This window comes from Pseudomonas fluorescens, assembly GCF_018614655.1.
In the GTDB taxonomy this organism is placed as follows: Bacteria; Pseudomonadota; Gammaproteobacteria; order Pseudomonadales; family Pseudomonadaceae; genus Aquipseudomonas; species Aquipseudomonas fluorescens_BX.
On sequence record NZ_JAGGOG010000004.1, the window covers coordinates 435,161 to 452,893 of the forward strand.

General features: G+C 59.6%; 17 protein-coding genes. 11 read left to right on the forward strand and 6 right to left on the reverse strand.

All coding sequences use genetic code 11. The features are described 5' to 3' along the window. Positions 1-20 precede the first annotated feature (20 nt). The 3 genes from J7E41_RS06880 to J7E41_RS06890 are packed head-to-tail and all read left to right on the forward strand — an operon-like array spanning position 21 to position 2,961. Positions 21-1,163: an ABC transporter ATP-binding protein gene (locus J7E41_RS06880; RefSeq protein ID WP_214991118.1), complete on the forward strand. Its 1,143-nt coding sequence runs from the start codon at positions 21-23 to the stop codon at positions 1,161-1,163. After that, a complete protein-coding gene (locus J7E41_RS06885; RefSeq protein WP_169356887.1) occupies positions 1,160-2,080 on the forward strand; it encodes an ABC transporter permease subunit in 921 nt (306 codons plus the stop codon). The genes J7E41_RS06880 and J7E41_RS06885 overlap by 4 nt, the downstream gene beginning before the upstream one ends. Further along, a complete protein-coding gene (locus J7E41_RS06890) occupies positions 2,077-2,961 on the forward strand; it encodes an ABC transporter permease subunit (RefSeq protein ID WP_214991120.1) in 885 nt (294 codons plus the stop codon). The genes J7E41_RS06885 and J7E41_RS06890 overlap by 4 nt, the downstream gene beginning before the upstream one ends. Positions 2,962-3,040: 79 nt before the next feature. On the opposite strand, the gene J7E41_RS06895 is transcribed toward J7E41_RS06890, so the two are convergent. Then, positions 3,041-3,682 (reverse strand): HD domain-containing protein, encoded by a 642-nt coding sequence (locus J7E41_RS06895; protein ID WP_214991122.1) that lies wholly within the window; start codon positions 3,680-3,682, stop codon positions 3,041-3,043. A 290-nt stretch (positions 3,683-3,972) separates the two neighbouring features. Between J7E41_RS06895 and J7E41_RS06900 the strand changes: the two genes are divergently transcribed. Beyond that, positions 3,973-4,938: a GlxA family transcriptional regulator gene (locus J7E41_RS06900; protein WP_214991124.1), complete on the forward strand. Its 966-nt coding sequence runs from the start codon at positions 3,973-3,975 to the stop codon at positions 4,936-4,938. A 128-nt stretch (positions 4,939-5,066) separates the two neighbouring features. Here J7E41_RS06900 and J7E41_RS06905 read toward each other — a convergent pair whose 3' ends face one another. Both J7E41_RS06905 and J7E41_RS06910 read right to left on the reverse strand, forming a co-directional pair. Next, positions 5,067-7,430 (reverse strand): penicillin acylase family protein, encoded by a 2,364-nt coding sequence (locus J7E41_RS06905; RefSeq protein ID WP_214991126.1) that lies wholly within the window; start codon positions 7,428-7,430, stop codon positions 5,067-5,069. A 31-nt stretch (positions 7,431-7,461) separates the two neighbouring features. After that, positions 7,462-8,037 carry a DUF6436 domain-containing protein gene (locus J7E41_RS06910; RefSeq protein WP_214991128.1) on the reverse strand — a complete coding sequence of 192 codons (576 nt, stop codon included), beginning with the start codon at positions 8,035-8,037 and terminating at the stop codon, positions 7,462-7,464. Between the two features lie 109 nt (positions 8,038-8,146). Here J7E41_RS06910 and J7E41_RS06915 point away from each other — a divergent pair, with 109 nt between their 5' ends. Then, positions 8,147-9,088 carry an alpha/beta hydrolase gene (locus J7E41_RS06915; protein WP_214991130.1) on the forward strand — a complete coding sequence of 314 codons (942 nt, stop codon included), beginning with the start codon at positions 8,147-8,149 and terminating at the stop codon, positions 9,086-9,088. 146 nt (positions 9,089-9,234) lie between these two features. Here the strand turns inward: J7E41_RS06915 and J7E41_RS06920 are convergent, their stop codons facing one another. Beyond that, on the reverse strand, positions 9,235-9,987 hold the full coding sequence (locus J7E41_RS06920; RefSeq protein WP_169356880.1) for a DUF2059 domain-containing protein: 753 nt from the start codon (positions 9,985-9,987) through the stop codon (positions 9,235-9,237). A 131-nt stretch (positions 9,988-10,118) separates the two neighbouring features. Here J7E41_RS06920 and J7E41_RS06925 point away from each other — a divergent pair, with 131 nt between their 5' ends. Both J7E41_RS06925 and J7E41_RS06930 read left to right on the forward strand, forming a co-directional pair. Further along, entirely contained in the window at positions 10,119-10,751 is a 633-nt protein-coding gene (locus J7E41_RS06925; RefSeq protein WP_214991390.1) for a 2OG-Fe(II) oxygenase, read from the forward strand. Between the two features lie 2 nt (positions 10,752-10,753). Then, the gene (locus tag J7E41_RS06930; protein ID WP_214991392.1) at positions 10,754-11,254 is read left to right on the forward strand and encodes a DUF523 domain-containing protein; all 501 of its coding nucleotides are present in this window, start codon (positions 10,754-10,756) and stop codon (positions 11,252-11,254) included. Positions 11,255-11,428: 174 nt separating this feature from the next. On the opposite strand, the gene J7E41_RS06935 is transcribed toward J7E41_RS06930, so the two are convergent. After that, positions 11,429-12,208, reverse strand: a complete 780-nt coding sequence (locus tag J7E41_RS06935) for a transporter substrate-binding domain-containing protein (protein ID WP_214991132.1) — start codon at positions 12,206-12,208, stop codon at positions 11,429-11,431. 134 nt (positions 12,209-12,342) lie between these two features. On the opposite strand from J7E41_RS06935, the gene J7E41_RS06940 reads away from it, so the two are divergent. Next, positions 12,343-12,798, forward strand: coding sequence for a DUF4399 domain-containing protein (locus tag J7E41_RS06940; protein WP_214991134.1), 456 nt, complete (start codon positions 12,343-12,345; stop codon positions 12,796-12,798). Between the two features lie 142 nt (positions 12,799-12,940). Here J7E41_RS06940 and serA read toward each other — a convergent pair whose 3' ends face one another. Further along, the gene (gene serA, locus J7E41_RS06945; protein WP_155583663.1) at positions 12,941-14,170 is read right to left on the reverse strand and encodes a phosphoglycerate dehydrogenase; all 1,230 of its coding nucleotides are present in this window, start codon (positions 14,168-14,170) and stop codon (positions 12,941-12,943) included. A 225-nt stretch (positions 14,171-14,395) separates the two neighbouring features. On the opposite strand from serA, the gene J7E41_RS06950 reads away from it, so the two are divergent. From J7E41_RS06950 to J7E41_RS06960, 3 genes are all read left to right on the forward strand, one after another. Beyond that, positions 14,396-15,790 (forward strand): FAD-binding oxidoreductase, encoded by a 1,395-nt coding sequence (locus J7E41_RS06950; RefSeq protein WP_214991136.1) that lies wholly within the window; start codon positions 14,396-14,398, stop codon positions 15,788-15,790. 24 nt (positions 15,791-15,814) lie between these two features. Further along, positions 15,815-16,480 carry a fumarylacetoacetate hydrolase family protein gene (locus J7E41_RS06955; RefSeq protein WP_214991138.1) on the forward strand — a complete coding sequence of 222 codons (666 nt, stop codon included), beginning with the start codon at positions 15,815-15,817 and terminating at the stop codon, positions 16,478-16,480. A gap of 251 nt (positions 16,481-16,731) precedes the next feature. Next, positions 16,732-17,658: an SdiA-regulated domain-containing protein gene (locus tag J7E41_RS06960; protein WP_214991140.1), complete on the forward strand. Its 927-nt coding sequence runs from the start codon at positions 16,732-16,734 to the stop codon at positions 17,656-17,658. Positions 17,659-17,733: the final 75 nt, after the last annotated feature.

Here is a 17,733-nt window from a genome sequence, read left to right on the forward strand (position 1 = left end):
TTTTTTTGGGAGTTTCGTAAATGGCAGTTGCCTCCGGCGCCTATAAGAAAGCCCTCGAGGGCGACCAGACACCGAAAAAGGTGTTGGTCAAAATCGACCGGGTCACGAAAAAATTCGACGAGACGATCGCCGTGGACGATGTGTCCCTGGAAATCAAGAAAGGCGAGATCTTCGCCTTGCTCGGCGGGTCAGGTTCGGGCAAATCCACCTTGCTGCGCATGCTCGCAGGCTTCGAGCGCCCAACGGAAGGACGCATTTACCTCGACGGTGTGGACATCACCGACATGCCGCCCTACGAGCGGCCGATCAACATGATGTTCCAATCCTACGCCTTGTTCCCCCACATGACCGTGGCCCAGAACATCGCGTTTGGCTTGCAGCAGGACAAGATTCCCAAGTCTGAGGTCGACGCCCGTGTGGCCGAGATGCTCAAGCTGGTGCAGATGAGCCAGTACGCCAAGCGCAAGCCGCACCAACTGTCTGGCGGTCAACGCCAGCGGGTAGCACTGGCGCGTTCCCTGGCCAAGCGTCCGAAGCTGTTGCTGCTGGATGAGCCGATGGGCGCACTGGACAAGAAGCTGCGTTCGCAGATGCAGCTTGAACTGGTCGAAATCATCGAGCGCGTCGGCGTGACCTGCGTGATGGTGACCCACGACCAGGAAGAGGCCATGACCATGGCCGAGCGTATCGCGATCATGCACCTGGGCTGGATCGCCCAGATCGGCAGCCCGATCGATATCTATGAAACCCCTACCAGTCGCCTGGTGTGCGAGTTCATCGGTAACGTCAACATCTTCGAAGGTGAAGTGATCGATGATGCCGAAGGTCACGCGACCATCACCTGCAAGGACCTGGACCGCAATATCTACGTGGGCCACGGCATCAGCACCTCGGTGCAGGACAAATCGGTGACCTACGCGATCCGTCCGGAAAAACTGCTGGTGACCGCCGACATGCCGACCTGCGAATACAACTGGTCCAGCGGCAAGGTCCACGACATCGCCTACTTGGGCGGGCATTCGGTGTTCTACGTTGAACTGCCGAGCGGCAAGCTGGTGCAATCCTTTGTCGCCAACGCCGAACGTCGTGGCGCACGGCCTACTTGGGGCGACCAGGTCTACGTGTGGTGGGAAGACGACAGCGGCGTGGTACTGCGCTCATGAACATGAAGAAGCTCAAGCGCCAGTTGCAACGAATAACCCCCGGTGGCCGGCATGTGGTCATCGGGATCCCTTTCCTCTGGTTGTTCCTGTTCTTCATGCTGCCGTTCTTCATCGTCTTGAAGATCAGCTTTGCCGAAGCCGACGTAGCGATCCCGCCTTACACCGAGATCTATACCTTCGTTGAGCAGAAACTGCAGTTGGTGCTCAACCTGGCCAACTACGCGATGCTGGGCGATGACGAGTTGTACATCGCTGCGTACCTGGGCTCGCTGAAGATGGCGTTTTTCAGCACGGTGTTGTGCCTGCTGATCGGCTACCCGATGGCCTACGCCATCGCCAGTGCCCGCAAGGAAATGCAGACCGTGCTGGTGCTGCTGATCATGATGCCGACCTGGACGGCGATCCTGATCCGCGTCTATGCGTGGATGGGCATCCTCAGCAACAACGGCTTGCTCAACGGCTTCCTGATGTCCATGGGGCTGATCAACGAGCCGTTGCAGATCCTCAACACCAATATCGCGGTGTATATCGGCGTGGTGTATTCCTACCTGCCGTTCATGATCCTGCCGCTGTACGCCAACCTGGTCAAACATGACCAGAGCCTGCTGGAAGCCGCATCGGACTTGGGGTCGAGCACCTTCAACAGCTTCTGGAAAATCACCGTGCCGCTGTCCAAGAACGGCATCATTGCCGGCTGCATGCTGGTGTTTATCCCGGTGGTGGGCGAGTTCGTGATCCCGGAACTGCTGGGCGGTCCGGAAACCCTGATGATCGGTAAAGTGTTGTGGCAAGAATTCTTCAACAACCGTGACTGGCCGGTGGCGTCTGCCCTGGCGGTGGTGATGCTGGCGATCCTGATCGTGCCGATCATCCTGTTCAACCGCAGCCAAGCCAAAGAGATGGAGGGCAAGATATGAAGCGCGTCAGTTTCTCAAGCTTCATGCTGGTGGCGGGGTTGTTGTTCATCTACCTGCCGATGCTGATCCTGGTGATCTACTCGTTCAACGAATCCAAACTGGTGACGGTGTGGGGCGGCTGGTCGATCAAGTGGTACGTGGGCCTGCTGGACAACAGCCAATTGATGGGCTCGGTGGCCCGCTCCCTGGAAATCGCCTGCTACACGGCGGTGGCGGCGGTGGCGTTGGGTACCCTGGCGGCGTTTGTGCTGACGCGCATCAGCCACTTCAAGGGCCGTACGCTGTTTGGCGGCCTGGTGACTGCGCCGCTGGTAATGCCTGAAGTGATCACCGGTCTGTCGCTGTTGCTGCTGTTTGTGGCCATGGCGCAGATGATCGGTTGGCCCCAGGAGCGTGGCATCGTCACCATCTGGATTGCCCACACGACGTTCTGTGCGGCGTATGTGGCGGTGGTGGTGTCGGCGCGCTTGCGTGAGCTGGACCTGTCGATTGAAGAAGCGGCGATGGACTTGGGTGCGCGGCCGTGGAAGGTGTTCTTCCTGATCACCATTCCGATGATCGCGCCGTCCCTGGCAGCGGGTGGGATGATGTCCTTCGCACTGTCCCTGGATGACCTGGTATTGGCCAGCTTTGTGTCTGGGCCGGGTTCCACGACCTTGCCGATGGAAGTGTTCTCGGCGGTGCGTCTGGGGGTTAAACCGGAGATCAACGCCGTGGCCAGCTTGATTCTGCTGGCGGTGTCGTTGGTGACCTTCTGCGTATGGTTCTTCAGCCGTCGTGCCGAAGAGCTGCGCAAGAAAGCGATCCAGCAAGCGATCGAAGAAGCGGCGGCTGATAGCTGGAAACAGCCGGATGCGCGTCGGGCGCAAGCCCCGGTCTAAACAGGTCTGCCTGAAGAAACCGGATCAAAATGTGGGAGCGGGCTTGCTCGCTCCCACATTTGATTGCATTCCAAGCGGGTTAAGCTACCCAAGGCGACTTACGAATCACCTCGACAAAGTTCATCGGCTTGAACCCCGGCTCCTGATCCACCAGCACATCGGTCTTCACGTTGCCAAACGTGGTCTGCGGGCGATGGCGCAAGCCGTCGGCAAACGCGCAGATGATGCACTCCTTGAACCCTTCACCGCGTGGATGCGCATGCACCACGGCTTCGCGCTGCACCTGAGTAAAGGCCGCGTACTCCATGCCCAGCACGTCCATTTCCACGCCAGCCGTCAGCAAGGCCACGGTCGGGCGCAGATGCTTGGGCACGCCCGGGGTTGTGTGCAGGGCGATGGACAACCAGACCTGCTCGATATCGTCATCGCTCAACCCGTAAGGCTTGAGGAAGTCAGCAGCGGCGTTGGCGCCATCCACTTCAAAGCGCTCGTCATCACTGCGGTGACCTTCCACCAAGCCGAGGTCATGGAACATCGCGCCGACGTACAGCAACTCCGGGTTGTAGCTCAGTTGCTGGCGCTCACCGCTCAAGGCACCGAACAGAAATACCCGGCGGGAGTGGTGGTACAGCAGGTCGGATTCGATGTCGCGGATGTATTCTGTGGTGGCTTTGGCCAAGGCGCTGTCCGGGATCTTGATGCCGGCAATGGTGGTGCTCATGGTCGTTATCCTCAAGAAAGCGCCGGGTTGGCGCTGATGAGTCCAGTCTGCTCGCGTGCCCGCGAGGGGGCCATCGCGGCGAGGGTGCGATCCCGGCCAATGTGCCGCGATATCGTGCCATGTGCGGTCTAGTGTGGGAGCTGGCTTGTCGGATCGCCGCACCGCTACGATAGCATCACCTCGGTATACCTGATGTACCGAGTCGTTTGCATCGCAGCGGTGCGGCGATCCGACAAGCCAGCTCTCACAGAGGTTTGTGTTTATTCAGTTAGAAAAAGGTGTCTCTACTCATGGGCAAAACCGTCGCCATCCTGATCTTCCCCGGCGTCCAGTCGTTGGACGTGACCGGCCCCATGGATGTGTTCTGCGAGGCCAACCGTTTTCTGCCGCCAGAGGATCACTACCAGTTGGAGGTGCTTGGCCTGGATCACGGCAGCATGGCCTGTTCCAACGGGTTGTCCTTGCAGGCCCATCGGCATTTCAGCGAAGCCCTGCAGCCGTATGACTTGCTGTTGATGGCCGGCGGGCCACAACTGCCATTCCTGGATTTCGGCCGGGTGTTCGATGAGTGGTTGCGCGAAGCCAGCGCCAGGGCCAAGCGTTTTGGCTCGATCTGCAACGGTGCCTTCATGCTCGCCCGCGCCGGTTTGCTGGACGGCCGCACCGTCACCACCCATTGGGGTGATGCCGCCGCCCTGACGAGTTTGTGCCCGTTGGCTCGAGTGGAAGCCGACCGGCTCTACGTGCAGGACGGTAACCTCTACACCTCCGCCGGGGTGACGGCGGGCATCGATCTGTCACTGTATTTGCTGGCCCAGGATCACGGCCCGGAAGTGGCCCTCAGCGTGGCCAAGCGCCTGGTGGTGTTCACCCAGCGTTCGGGCGGGCAATCGCAGTTCAGTCCCTTCCTGACTCCGCATGCCGAATCGACCTCGGCGGTGGCCCTGGTGCAGTTGTATGTGTTGGCGAACCTGACGGGGGATTTGACCATCGCCGACCTGGCCAGCGCGGCGAACATGAGCGCGCGCAATTTCTCCCGGGTGTTTGCCCGAGAAGCACAGATTACCCCGGCGGAGTTTGTCGAGCGGGCGCGGGTGGATGCGGCGCGGGTGCTGCTGGAAAGCGGCAGCGCACCGCTGAAAACGGTGGCCTATCAATGCGGGTTCCGTGATGCCCAACACATGCGCAGCGTGTTCAACCGCCGGCTGGGAGTGACGCCGCAACAGTTCAGGCTGAATTTCGCGACGCCGACCTGAAGTAAGCACAGGTCAAAATGTGGGAGCGGGCTTGCTCGCGAATGCGGAGTGTCAGTCACTGGAGATATCGACTGATACATCCGATTCGCGAGCAAGCCCGCTCCCACATAGGGTCCCTGTTTCTTCAGTTACTGCGGCGTTCGGGCCGGCAAAAGCTTGAGCGTACCGCGCGTATTCGCTGTCACTTCCTCATCATTGAAATGCGCCTGTTCATACCCGCCCTCGATATAGGTTTCGGCCTGGTCGGAGTAGTGCTTGTCGAACGGCACGCCGCTTTGTCCCACTGGGTTGATGGTCAGCGCGTGAGCGGCATCGGCGAAGTCGATCAGGCGTCGGGTGGAAGGGCCGTAGTTGACCGGCCACGGCGCCGGGCCGATCTTGGCGGACAGGTTGTTCGGCACCTCGTGGGTGCCTGGCGCGGCAAACGGGCCGACGTTGACGATGAGGTCCAATGGCTTTTGCGAACCCAACGGATGAGCGTGAGTCAGGGTATGCGCCTTGCCCCATTGCCACTGCGCCGGATCATCACCCAAGGTTGCCTTGAGGTGTTTGAGGCTGTTGTCCCAGGCGAGCTTGACGGTATCGGCGCGGCTTGTCTTCCACCACGGTGAATCCGGCGACGCCGCCAGGCGTGGCAGGGCAGCATCGATGACGCGGGTGGTGATCAGGGTTTCAAAAAGGTTGTCGCCCAGCTTGTCATGCATCGCCGCATACGCCAGGTCATAGAGGAACTGGTTGAACAGCGTGGCACTGGTGGAATCCAGCGGATAGTCACCCTTCCACGTCGCCAGTTGCTCCACCAGCTTCATCTCGGCCGGATCCTTGACCACATCGCGCAACACCGGCAGCAGCGGAGCCATGAACCGTGGTCCGTAGGCGTTGGTGGTGCCCAGTTGCAAGGCCTGGCTATTGTCCTGGTCCCACTTCACGCTGTTGTCGCTTAACTGCGCGTTCAACTGCTGGCCGCGGTCCGCCAGGTTGTAGTAGCCGGGGATCTCCATGCCGGTGGGCGATGCGGGTTGGGCATTGGCTGAGACGATGTAACCCCGTGCCGGGTTTTCTTCCTGTGGGTTGGCGCTGAACGGGTAGAAACCCAGCTTGTCGGCCTGGGCCGTGCTGCCGTCGAGGATAAACCCGGGACTGACCCCGGCCGGGCGGATCGGCAATTGCGCGGCGGCCCACCAGCCGATATCCCCCTTGGCATTGGCCCAGACGATATTCAAGCCTGGTGCCTGGACCTTGGACGCAGCACTACGGGCCTTGACGAGCGTGTCGGCACGATTGAGTTGGTAAAAACCCTCGAGGATCGGGTTGTCGGTTTCCAGGAAGGCCCACCACATGGCGATGGGCGTCTTGCCGGCATTCTCGCCAAGCACGTCATTGATGATCGGGCCGTGGGGCGATTGGCGCAGGGTGAGCGTCACCGGAGCCTGGCCCTTGACGGCGATCTGTTGCTCACTGCTGGTCATGTCGACCCATTGGCCGTGGTACCAGACCTGATTGGGGTTGTTTGGGTTGACCTTCTCGGCGATCAGATCCACGTCATCGTTCTGGAACATGGTCAGGCTCCAGCCGAAATCCTTGTTGTGCCCCAGGAACGCCACGGGCACCAGGGCGTTGTGATAGCCGTAGAGCTCAAAGCCCGGCGCTGACAGCTGCGCTTCGTACCACACCGACGGCACCGAGAAGCGGATATGCGGGTCACCTGCGAGCAACGGCTTGCCACTTTTGGTCCGGGAGCCGCTGATGGCCCAAGCGTTGCTGCCTTCGTATTGCGGCAGGCCGTTGTCGGCCAAGGCGTGTTCGCTCAATTGGGCGAGAGCGCCCAAGTCTTTCCAATCGCCAGCGGCCAGGTTCAACGCGCCCTTGGGTTGCCAGTCGAGGTCGAAGATCTTCAGGTAATCGCCGCCCAACTGATCGCGTACGTAGGTCAACAGCGGCTCGGTACGAAACGCGGCGGCAAAGCTATAGGCGAGGTAGCCTGCGACGCTGATGGTGTCCTCGGCGGTAAATGGGCGCTTGGGGATGCCCAGTACGTCGAACTCCATGGGTTTGGCGTGGCTGTCCTGATACTGGTTGATACCGTCCAGGTAGGCTTGCAGGGCCTTCCAGGAGGCTGACTCACGATCCATGTGGGTTACATAGGTGGTGGCGCGTTCCCGAATGCGCAGGCTACGAAACATCTTGTCGGTTTCCAGCAGCTTCGGCCCCAGCACTTCGGCCAGTTCGCCGCGGGAAAGACGGCGCATGATTTCCATCTGAAACAAGCGGTCTTGGGCATGTACAAAGCCCAGGGCGCGGTACAGGTCGGCCTCGTTCTCGGCGCGGATATGCGGTACACCACAGTCGTCGTAGCGCACGGTGACAGAGCCTTGCAGGTGGGCAAGTTCCACCGTGCCCTGGCGGGTTGGTTGCTTGCTGTACACATACCAGCCGGCGCCGAGGGCGATCAGCACTACCAGAACCGCGAGTACCTGCAAGACGCGCTTCATTAATATTCCTTATTAAAAGTTGGGCCGCGATCTACAAACCTTCCGGCCACGAACAATAGCAGCCCACTGCCAGGGTGTGGGTTGCATTGACCTCACGGCCGTTTTCGAGGGCCTGCAGGATCGGTTCGATAAAGCTGTTGCTGGAATTACAGGTCAGCCCTTCACTGTACGGCCCGAAATACGCCAGCTTGCCCGTGCGATCCCAGATGCCCACGGCGGGACTGGCAGGCACCTGTTCGGCACCGGGCAGGGCGTTGATGACTTTCATTGTGCCGAGGGTGGCGGGTAACTGGCCGTGGCTGCCGGATTTTTGCAGGGAATAAAACTCCACTCCCTGAGGCGCGTACTGTTCGATCAGTTCGCTGAGATGCTGTTGGTTACCGACATTGCACGGGCAGGCCGGGTCCCAGAAGTGCACCAGGCGAATGGGCCCGGGGCCGGCGAGGTCGGCAGGCAGCTTCAGCAGGTCTCCGGAGAACACCGCCGTGTGCTCGCTGAAGGCTCGCAGGTAACGCCCCTGGAACCAGTCATACGCGGCCCATAGCACGCCGGCGCAGATGAGTGCGATCAGGCTGGCGAACAAGGTTGTACGGTAGGGCTGTCGCATTCGGATCAATCCTCGCAGGACGCGTAGCTTGCCATGCTTGCCCTGACAGATGAATATCGCAGGTCGATAAAACCTGTTCAGTGCAATGAGCCTCAGTCTGGAACCTCTTATGCCCGTTACTTTTGACCCTGATCATCTACGCGAAAGCTTGCGGCCTCTGGTGGATGCGCAGCCGCTTTCGGTCGAAGCCCGGGTCTACCAGCGCTTCTACGGCCTGGACCTGCCGGGGCACAAGGTGCCGGTGGTCAGCCGTCTGGGGCGTTTCGACGTGGAGGGGTTTGAGGTGGTCGCTCAGGTCTGGTGGCCGCAGCAACCGGTGGCCACGATGTTTATGTACCACGGCTTCTACGACCACATGGGGTTGTACCGGCATGTGGTGGAGTGGGCGTTGGACCAGGGTTTCGTGGTGATTGCCTGCGATCTGCCAGGCCATGGCTTGTCCAGTGGCGAACGGGCAAGCATCGATGATTTCGCGGTGTATCAGCAGGTGGTGCAGGCACTGTTTGAGCAGGCCAGGGCGCTGCAACTGCCGCAACCCTGGCACCTGTTCGGGCAAAGTACCGGCGGGGCTATTGTGGTGGATCATCTGCTCAGCGACGGCGTGGACAGTCCGGCACAGGGCAAGACATTCCTGTTGTCACCCCTGGTTCGCCCGCGTGCCTGGGGCTGGTCGCAGCTCAGCTATTACCTGCTCAGGCCTTTTGTCAAAGGCATCGCCCGACGTTTCAGCGATAACACCAACGACCCGCAGTTCAAGCCGTTCCTGGAGGCCGACCCCTTGCAGCCACGCCAACTGCCCACCGCCTGGGTAGGAGCGCTGGCACGTTGGATCAAACGCATCGAAGCCGCACCCCGCAGCACGCGCCGGCCGGTGATTGTGCAGGGTGAGGAAGACATGACGGTGGATTGGCAGCACAACTTGCAGGTGCTGCGAGGGAAGTTCGATCAGCCGGAGATCCTGATGCTGCCTCGGGGCAGGCATCATTTGGCCAATGAGCTTCCGGAGATCCGGCAGGAGTACTTCAAGTACCTCACCGACCATTTGAACTAATCGATCCCTGTAGCCGCTGCCGAGGTACGAGGCTGCGATGGGTTTGGTGCGGCATTCCGACGAAGCGGCCCTTGGGGCGGTCCTGCGGACACGCATCGCAGCCTCGTTCCTCGGCAGCGGCTACAGGTGATCGGGTGATCAGGTGATCAAGGCGCCAGGCTTGAAGTGCTTTGCCCGACTGCCAGGCCGGCGCGGATCGCCGCCAGCGCCGCCTGGTAATACGCCTTACCCTCCGGCGACTCGGCGAACGTAGCGAACTCTTCCAGCTCAGGGTCGGACAGATCCCGATAGACATACAGCAGCGTGTTGTTCAGGTCATTGCCGATCTGCTGCATCAATCGCTCGCGCTGACCATTCAACATGCCTTGTGCCTGACCGCCACCGAGCAGGCCGGGGATCATCTGGCTCAAGCTGTCGGCCGCCACACCGGCAATCGCCAGGCTGACTTCCGCACCGGCTTCACGGGCGGGCAGGGCCTGGGCCAGGTGGCCGATGATCAGGCTGCGGGTAGCGTCTGCTTTCATCTGCGGCAGGCCCTGGGCATTTTTCGCCAATTGATCACGACGGGTCGCCAGCAGCTCGGCGGCGACAATCTTGCGACCCAGGGGCGTTTGGAAAAACGCCAGGGCCGGCGCAGGATCCGCCAGGTTCTTGCGTAACTGGGCTTCGGCTCGCTGATCCATGGCCTTGGGCGCGAAGCGTTTACTGCTGTTATCCACCAGCGCCTGGTACACGGCGGGCGGCAAGCTGTTGCGGTAGCGTTGCTGGGCCGCACTCAAGGCGTCATTGAAATGCGCGCGTTGTTCTGGCCAGCCGGCGACCGTGTACAACTGGTCATGGCTGTCTGCCCAGGCGGGCAAAACACAGAACATCAGCAAGGAAAAAAACAAACGACGCATATGGACTCCTGTCAGTCGGCCACTATTGTCCGTGTCGGGCGTAGGATTTGTCGAGAAGTCCTATCAGTCACCTGACTAAAGTGTATTCAGACGCTCGGCGGCTCTGTCGGATTCAAAGGCGTATGGATACTATGCGCGCCATGCAAATACCCTACGATCACCCGCTGCTGCTGAGCATTGTCGACGACCTGGCCGTGAAAGGCTGGTCGCAGCAGAACATCTTTCTGCCCGAGGTTCTGACCCTCGAACTGGCGGCTGAGTGCCATAAACGTGCCGCCGAAGGGGAATTGGCACCAGCGGCTGTCGGGCGCGGGCCGTTCCAGGAGATTCGCGAGGGGATTCGGGGTGACCATATTCAGTGGCTGGAGCCCGGCCAGGCGGCGATTTGTGACACGTATCTCAACCTGATGGACAGCCTGCGACTGGCGATGAACCGTGGCTTGTTTCTGGGCCTGGAGGATTTCGAAAGCCATTTCGCGATGTACCCGCCGGGGGCGTTTTACCTCAAGCATGTCGACCGCTTTCGTGATGACGACCGCCGCATGGTCTCGGCAGTGGTCTATCTGAACGACGCCTGGTTGCCTGAGCACGGCGGCCAGTTGCGTATGTACCTCAATGACAACGTTGAATACGATGTGGTGCCCACGGGTGGTTGCCTGGTGGTGTTCCTGTCGGGGGAAGTGCCCCACGAAGTCCTGCCCGCCGTCCGCGAACGCCTGTCCTTGACGGGCTGGTTTCGCCGGCGGGGCAACGAGCCATTTTAATGATGGAAAAAATTCTGATCAGCCGCTGCCTGCTCGGGCACCGGGTACGTTACGACGGCGGGGCCAGTGGGCCATTCGATCAACTGGCAGCCTGGCAGGCCGAAGGTCGAGTAGTCGCGGTGTGCCCGGAAGTGGCCGGTGGCTTGCCGACGCCACGACCGTCTGCCGAGATTCCGGGCGGGCAGGGGATCGATGTCTGGGAAGGCCGCGCACAGGTGCTGACGGCTGACGGTGAAGATTTCAGCGAAGCCTTTCTCAACGGTGCCCGTCAGGCGTTGGCATTGGTGCAGCGCCACAGCATCCGTATCGCCGTGCTCAAGGCCAACAGTCCGTCGTGTGGCAACCTGTTGACCTATGACGGCACGTTCACCGGGGTAAAGGTAAGCGGCGAAGGGGTGACGGCGGCGCTGCTCAAGCGCTATGGGGTGATGGTGTTCAGTGAGCTGGAGCTGCCCGAGGCGGCGCAGGCTTTGGTGCAATTCTCGAACTTGCCACTGACCTGATATGCGCTTGCGAATGCGTCTGTAGCCGCTGCCGAGGTACGAGGCTGCGATGGGTTTGGTGCGGCATTCCGACGAAGCGGCCCCGGGGCGGTCCTGCGGACACGCATCGCAGCCTCGTACCTCGGCAGCGGCTACAACCGTTATCGCAGGCAAACCACACATTGACCGAATCGCTTATTGGGCCTTCGCCACCGGTTTGCTTGCATCCATCCCAAACCACTTCTCCGACAGCGCCGTCAGCCGGCCATCGGCTTTCACGCGCTGCAACGCCTTGTCCAGGCTGGCCTTGAACGCTGGATTACCCTTCTGGAATGGGATCGCCAGGCTCAACGTCGGCCCGACTGCCGCCCCTTCTTTCACCGGCAACTGACTGTCGCGAATCGCGTAGGGAATCAGCAAACGATCACTGATGGCCGCATCAATCTGCTGGTCAGCGACGTCTTTGATCGGCTGTTTGGCATCAGGATAGCTGCGCAGGTCCACACCTTCAGCGGTGCGCGCCTGCTCGACAAACTGACTGCCTTGGGCCACGCCCAATGCCTTGCCCTTGAGTGCCTCGAAGCTGCTCAGCGGACGCTTTTCCTGCTTGCGCACAATCAACTGCGCGTTGGAGTAGCTGTAGGGCTCACTGAAATCGAACCGATCTTGCAGTTCAGGAGTCATAGCGATGTGGTTGATCGCCACGTCGTACCTGCCGCTTTCCACGCCGGGCAGCAAGTCGGTGTCATCGGCGGTGATGAAGGAGGCGCGTACGTCCATCTCGTGGGCCAGCAACTCACCCAGTTCCACTTCAAAGCCTGTGAGTTTATCTCCCTCCTTGAAGTTGAACGGCGGCGTGTTGGCTTCAAGGGCAATACGCAATTCACCGCGATCAAACACATCGTCGATCAATTCGGCGTGAGCCAAGGGGCTCATAAGGGGAAACAAAAGTAACAGGCCAGGCAGAAACCGCATGGTCACTCCTAAAGAATTCTAATGAGCGAGGTGCCGTTCAGGCTCGCTTTGCTATGGTGTTGAGTGCCTTGGACAGCAATTTGTCGCGAAGTTGTCATAACCCTACAGATTTCACCGAAAAACTGGAGAAGCGAATGAACGCCTTTTTGTCCCGTGCAAATGTATCTCGTATAACGCTGGCCAGCCTGCTACTGGGTGCTTCGATGCTGGCAACCGCCGCCGACGGTATCCCACGCAGTGCGCCACCGGAAGGTGCCAAAGTGTTTATCGTCTCGCCGAAAGATGGCGCCACGGTCGATAAAACCTTCACCGTGAAGTTCGGCATGGAAGGCTTGAAGCTGGCGCCTGCCACCGACCAGACCCCAGGCACTGGCCACCACCACCTGCTGGTAGATCAGAAAGCACTGCCAGACGCCAGCGTGCCTATCCCGGCTACCGACACCGTGATTCACTACGGCAAGGCCCAGACCGAAACCGAATTGACCCTCACCCCAGGCAAGCACACTTTGCAACTGGTGGCCGGAGACAAGCTGCACATGCAGTTCAACCCGACGGTAGAGTCGAAAGTCATCACGGTTAATGTGAAATAAAAGAACGGGAGCCCCTTGCGGGGCTCCCGTTCTTTTATTTGTAGGAGCGAGCTTGCTCGCGAAAAACCTGAGGGCGCTGCGTGCATCCAGGATGCACGCGTTTTCGTTAACGTTTTTCGCGGGCAAGCCCGCTCCTACAAGATTAGAACAACACGCGGCTACGGATAGTGCCGTTGATGTGCTGCAGCTTCTCTTGCGCCAGGTCCGAGTACTCGGCGTCTACGTCGATAACCACGTAGCCGACTTTCTCGTTGGTCTGCAGGAACTGACCGGAAATGTTGATGCCGTTTTCCGCGAAGACCTTGTTGATCTCCATCATCACACCCGGAATGTTCTGGTGGATGTGCAGCAGACGGTGCTTGCCAGGGTGAGCCGGCAGCGCCACTTCCGGGAAGTTGACCGAGGACACCGACGTACCATTGTCGCTGTACTTGACCAGCTTCTCCGACACTTCCAGGCCGATGTTGGCTTGGGCTTCAGCGGTAGAACCGCCGATGTGCGGGGTCAGGATCACGTTGTCCAGGCCACGCAGCGGGCTTTCGAAGATGTCGTCGTTGGAGCGAGGCTCTACCGGGAACACATCGATGGCGGCGCCGATCAGGTGCTTGTCCTTGATCGCGTTGGCCAGGGCATCCAGCTCGACCACGGTACCGCGAGCGGCGTTGATCAGGATCCCGCCTTTCTTGATAGCGCGGATTTCTTTCTCGCCGATCATCCACTGGGTTTCAGCGGTTTCAGGAACGTGCAGGGTGACGATATCCGACATGCCCAGCAATTCGGTCAGGCTGGCCACTTGAGTGGCGTTGCCCAGCGGCAGCTTGGTCAGGGTGTCGTAGAAGAACACCTGCATGCCCAGGCCTTCAGCCAATACCGACAATTGCGTGCCGATCGAGCCGTAACCCACGATACCCAGCTTCTTGCCGCGGATTTCGAAGGAATTGGCTGCGCTCTTGATCCAGCCGCCACGGTGGCAGGAAGCGTTCTTCTCAGGGATGCCGCGCAACAGCAGGATCGCTTCAGCCAGCACCAGCTCCGCGACGGAACGGGTGTTGGAGTACGGTGCGTTGAACACCGCGATGCCGCGCTCGCGCGCTGCATTGAGGTCGACCTGGTTGGTGCCGATGCAGAAACAACCTACAGCGACAAGCTTCTTGGCGTGATCGAAGATTTCTTCGGTCAGCTGAGTGCGGGAGCGAATGCCGATAAAGTGTGCATCGGCGATCTTTTCCTTGAGCTGGGCTTCCGGCAGAGAACTGGTGATGTACTCAATGCTGGTGTACCCGGCGGCCTTCAGGACGTCGACGGCCGATGGGTGGACGCCTTCCAGAAGAAGGAACTTGATCTTGCTCTTATCGAGAGAAGTCTTGCTCATCTGCGTAAACCTGTATCCCGGAGAAAAATGGCAGGGAATCGAGCAGTTAGTGCCCTGAATCAGTGCACAAGAGCTGACCCGGACGGCAGGAAAGCCGTCATCGCAGAACGCCCTTGGGCTCTGTCCTGCGGGGGCGGTATGCTAGCATACGTCCCCCGCTAAACACCCATTCCTGCGACGTGAAGCGTTCTCAGGATGACCATGAATTGTTCGAGAGTTCTGTCGATGACCCATCCTGCCCTGATTGATGAGCTAAAGACCCTGGTTGAGCCAGGCAAGGTCCTGACCGATGCCGACTCCCTGAATGCTTACGGCAAGGATTGGACCAAGCATTTCGCCCCGGCCCCCGTCGCCATCGTCTTCCCCAAGACCACCGAACAGGTGCAGGCCATTGTCCGCTGGGCCAATGAACACAAGATGGCGCTGGTGCCATCCGGTGGTCGTACCGGTTTGTCAGCGGCCGCAGTTGCTGCCAATGGCGAAGTGGTGGTGTCGTTCGACTACATGAACCAGATCCTCGATGTGAACCTCACCGACCGCACCGCCGTGTGCCAGCCGGGCGTGGTCACCAAGCAATTGCAGAACCTGGCCGAAGAAAAAGGCCTGTACTACCCGGTGGACTTCGCCTCGTCCGGGTCCAGCCAGATCGGCGGCAACATTGGCACCAATGCCGGTGGGATCAAGGTGATTCGCTACGGCATGACCCGCAACTGGGTGGCCGGCATGAAAGTGGTCACCGGCAAGGGCGACCTGCTGGAACTGAACAAAGACTTGATCAAGAACGCCACCGGCTACGACCTGCGCCAACTGTTTATCGGTGCCGAAGGCACCCTGGGCTTTGTGGTCGAAGCGACCATGCGCCTGGACCGCGCGCCGAAAAACCTCACGGCGATGGTCCTCGGCACCGCCGACTTCGACTCGATCATGCCCGTGCTGCACGCCTTCCAGAGCAAACTGGATCTGACCGCCTTCGAGTTCTTCTCCGACAAGGCCCTGGCCAAGGTCCTCGCCCGTGGCGACGTGCCGGCGCCGTTTGAATCCGAATGCCCGTTCTACGCGCTGCTGGAATTTGAAGCGACCACCGAAGAAGTGGCCAACCACGCCCTGGAAACCTTTGAACACTGCGTCGAGCAAGGCTGGGTGCTGGATGGTGTGATGAGCCAGAGCGAAACCCAGCTGCACAACCTGTGGAAGCTGCGCGAATACATCTCTGAGACCATTTCCCACTGGACGCCGTACAAGAACGACATCTCGGTTACTGTGTCGAAAGTGCCGGCTTTCCTGAAGGAAATCGACGCGATCGTCGGCGAATACTACCCGGACTTCGAAATCGTCTGGTTCGGCCACATCGGCGACGGCAACCTGCATTTGAACATCCTCAAGCCGGATAACCTGTCCAAGGACGAGTTCTTCGCCAAATGCGCCACCGTCAACAAGTGGGTGTTCGAAACCGTCGAGAAGTACAACGGTTCGATCTCCGCCGAACACGGCGTGGGCATGACCAAACGCGATTACCTGACTTACAGCCGTTCCCCGGTTGAAATTGAATACATGAAGGCAGTGAAGGCGGTGTTCGACCCCAACGGGATCATGAACCCGGGCAAGATCTTCGCTGTTTAACGGTCACGCCAGAGGAGTCGGTCAATGAGCTATCAGCACAAGTATGTCGACGGGACCAACATCCACTTTCCCTTGGGAAAAGTGGTGTGTATTGGGCGCAACTACGCCGAACACGCCAAGGAGCTGGACAATCCGGTGCCCACCGAACCCCTGCTATTCATCAAGCCGGGCAGCTGCGTGGTGGCGCTGGAAGGTGGTTTCACCATTCCTACCGAACGCGGTTCGGTGCATTACGAAGCGGAAATCGCGGTGTTGATCGGCAAGCCGCTGTCCACCCAACCAAGCCGTGAAGAAGTGCTGGATGCTATCTCCGGTTTCGCCCCTGCCCTGGATTTGACCCTGCGTGACAAGCAGGCCGAGCTCAAGGCCAAGGGCCTGCCGTGGGAAATCGCCAAGTCCTTCGACGGTGCGGCAGTGATTGCCCCCTTCGTGGTGGGCAGTACCTTCCCGGACCTGACCGACATTGGCATTCGCCTGACCATCAATGGCGAAGTGCGCCAGGACGGTAATAGCGCGATCATGCTCAACCCGATCATCCCGATGATCCAACACATGGCCGGGTGCTTCTCGCTGCAGGCCGGTGATGTGATCCTGACCGGCACGCCGGTGGGCGTTGGCCCATTGAATGTGGGTGATGAGCTGGTGCTGGAATTGCCGGGCGTGAGTCGCTTCGAAAGCAGCGTTCGCTAACCCGACGCGGTCAATGTGGGAGCGGGCTTGCTCGCGAAAGCGGTGGATCAGTTGATGCATGTTTGACTGACACTCCGCATTCGCGAGCAAGTCGAATCGTCGCACCGCCGCTCCCACATTGTTTTGCGTGTGCCTGTAGAGACCCTTTTGCATTTTTTTCACACGCCACCGGGATAATTGTCGGCCTTCTGCGCGCAGGCTTGTTGATCCTGTGCTATCCCCTATAGCTGACTTTCTGGAAAGCTCTCCCAATGGCCGTGCCCGTTCCCACCTCAAAGCCCGCTCGTCGTTCACGTTTCTTCATGCGCTGGTACTCTTGGTTGTTGCTCGTCGGGGTGATCACCTATGGTGTTTCCTGGTTGATGCATTGGGACGATCGTGGCGTGTTGTGGGTGGAGGAGCATTTCGAAACACCGACGGAGCGCCAGGAAAGTATCTGGCTCCCGGACTACCATGCGGTGATCGATGCCAAGCTGCTGCCCGGTATGGAGAAGGACGAAGCCTCGGACCTGACCTACAACCCCCAGACCAAGACCTTATTTTCGGTAATGGGAAAAAATCCGTTCCTCGTGGAACTGACCCTGCAAGGCGATGTGCTGCGCAAAATGCCGCTGGTGGGCTGGAACAACCCGGAAGGCGTGACAGTGATGGAAAATGGCGTCATGGCCATTGTCGATGAGCGCATGCACACCCTGACCCTGATCAAGGTCGACGCCAACACCCAGCAACTGACCTTCGCGGACTTCCCGACTTACGACCTGGGTCCGTCCAAGAACCAGAACAAAGCCTTTGAGGCCGTCACCTGGGACAAGCGCAACCAGCAGTTGGTGTTGGGCGAAGAGCGTCCGCCGGCTTTGTTCACCTGGAAAAGCGACGGCAGCCAGACGCTGATCGGCGACAAGCAGAAGCAGTCCAGCGACGAATTGGACATGCGCAACCTCTCTGCCTTGAGCATCGATCCGCGCACTGGCCATATGCTGGCGTTGTCAGCCGACTCTCATCTGCTACTGGAGCTGGATGAAAAAGGCGAGCAGGTCAGCTTCATGGTCCTGCTTGGCGGTTTCAACGGGCTGAAAGACACCATTCCCCGTGCGGAGGGAGTGACCATGGACGAAAACGGCACGTTGTACATGGTTAGCGAGCCAAACCTGTTCTATCGTTTCGAGAAACAGAAATAACAGACTGATTGCGTCGGACCTTTCTCTATCTGCGCCATTCAGCAGGCATGAGGGTGTGTTTAAGTTTAAATTCAG

Bases quoted from the DNA above. Each gene is read 5' to 3' on its own strand.
- J7E41_RS06880 (WP_214991118.1), top strand. From the start codon at position 21: ATGGCAGTTGCCTCCGGCGCCTATAAGAAAGCCCTCGAGGGCGACCAG.
- J7E41_RS06885 (WP_169356887.1), top strand. From the start codon at position 1,160: ATGAACATGAAGAAGCTCAAGCGCCAGTTGCAACGAATAACCCCCGGT.
- J7E41_RS06890 (WP_214991120.1), top strand. From the start codon at position 2,077: ATGAAGCGCGTCAGTTTCTCAAGCTTCATGCTGGTGGCGGGGTTGTTG.
- J7E41_RS06895 (WP_214991122.1), bottom strand. From the start codon at position 3,682: ATGAGCACCACCATTGCCGGCATCAAGATCCCGGACAGCGCCTTGGCC.
- J7E41_RS06900 (WP_214991124.1), top strand. From the start codon at position 3,973: ATGGGCAAAACCGTCGCCATCCTGATCTTCCCCGGCGTCCAGTCGTTG.
- J7E41_RS06905 (WP_214991126.1), bottom strand. From the start codon at position 7,430: ATGAAGCGCGTCTTGCAGGTACTCGCGGTTCTGGTAGTGCTGATCGCC.
- J7E41_RS06910 (WP_214991128.1), bottom strand. From the start codon at position 8,037: ATGCGACAGCCCTACCGTACAACCTTGTTCGCCAGCCTGATCGCACTC.
- J7E41_RS06915 (WP_214991130.1), top strand. From the start codon at position 8,147: ATGCCCGTTACTTTTGACCCTGATCATCTACGCGAAAGCTTGCGGCCT.
- J7E41_RS06920 (WP_169356880.1), bottom strand. From the start codon at position 9,987: ATGCGTCGTTTGTTTTTTTCCTTGCTGATGTTCTGTGTTTTGCCCGCC.
- J7E41_RS06925 (WP_214991390.1), top strand. From the start codon at position 10,119: ATGCGCGCCATGCAAATACCCTACGATCACCCGCTGCTGCTGAGCATT.
- J7E41_RS06930 (WP_214991392.1), top strand. From the start codon at position 10,754: ATGGAAAAAATTCTGATCAGCCGCTGCCTGCTCGGGCACCGGGTACGT.
- J7E41_RS06935 (WP_214991132.1), bottom strand. From the start codon at position 12,208: ATGCGGTTTCTGCCTGGCCTGTTACTTTTGTTTCCCCTTATGAGCCCC.
- J7E41_RS06940 (WP_214991134.1), top strand. From the start codon at position 12,343: ATGAACGCCTTTTTGTCCCGTGCAAATGTATCTCGTATAACGCTGGCC.
- serA (WP_155583663.1), bottom strand. From the start codon at position 14,170: ATGAGCAAGACTTCTCTCGATAAGAGCAAGATCAAGTTCCTTCTTCTG.
- J7E41_RS06950 (WP_214991136.1), top strand. From the start codon at position 14,396: ATGACCCATCCTGCCCTGATTGATGAGCTAAAGACCCTGGTTGAGCCA.
- J7E41_RS06955 (WP_214991138.1), top strand. From the start codon at position 15,815: ATGAGCTATCAGCACAAGTATGTCGACGGGACCAACATCCACTTTCCC.
- J7E41_RS06960 (WP_214991140.1), top strand. From the start codon at position 16,732: ATGGCCGTGCCCGTTCCCACCTCAAAGCCCGCTCGTCGTTCACGTTTC.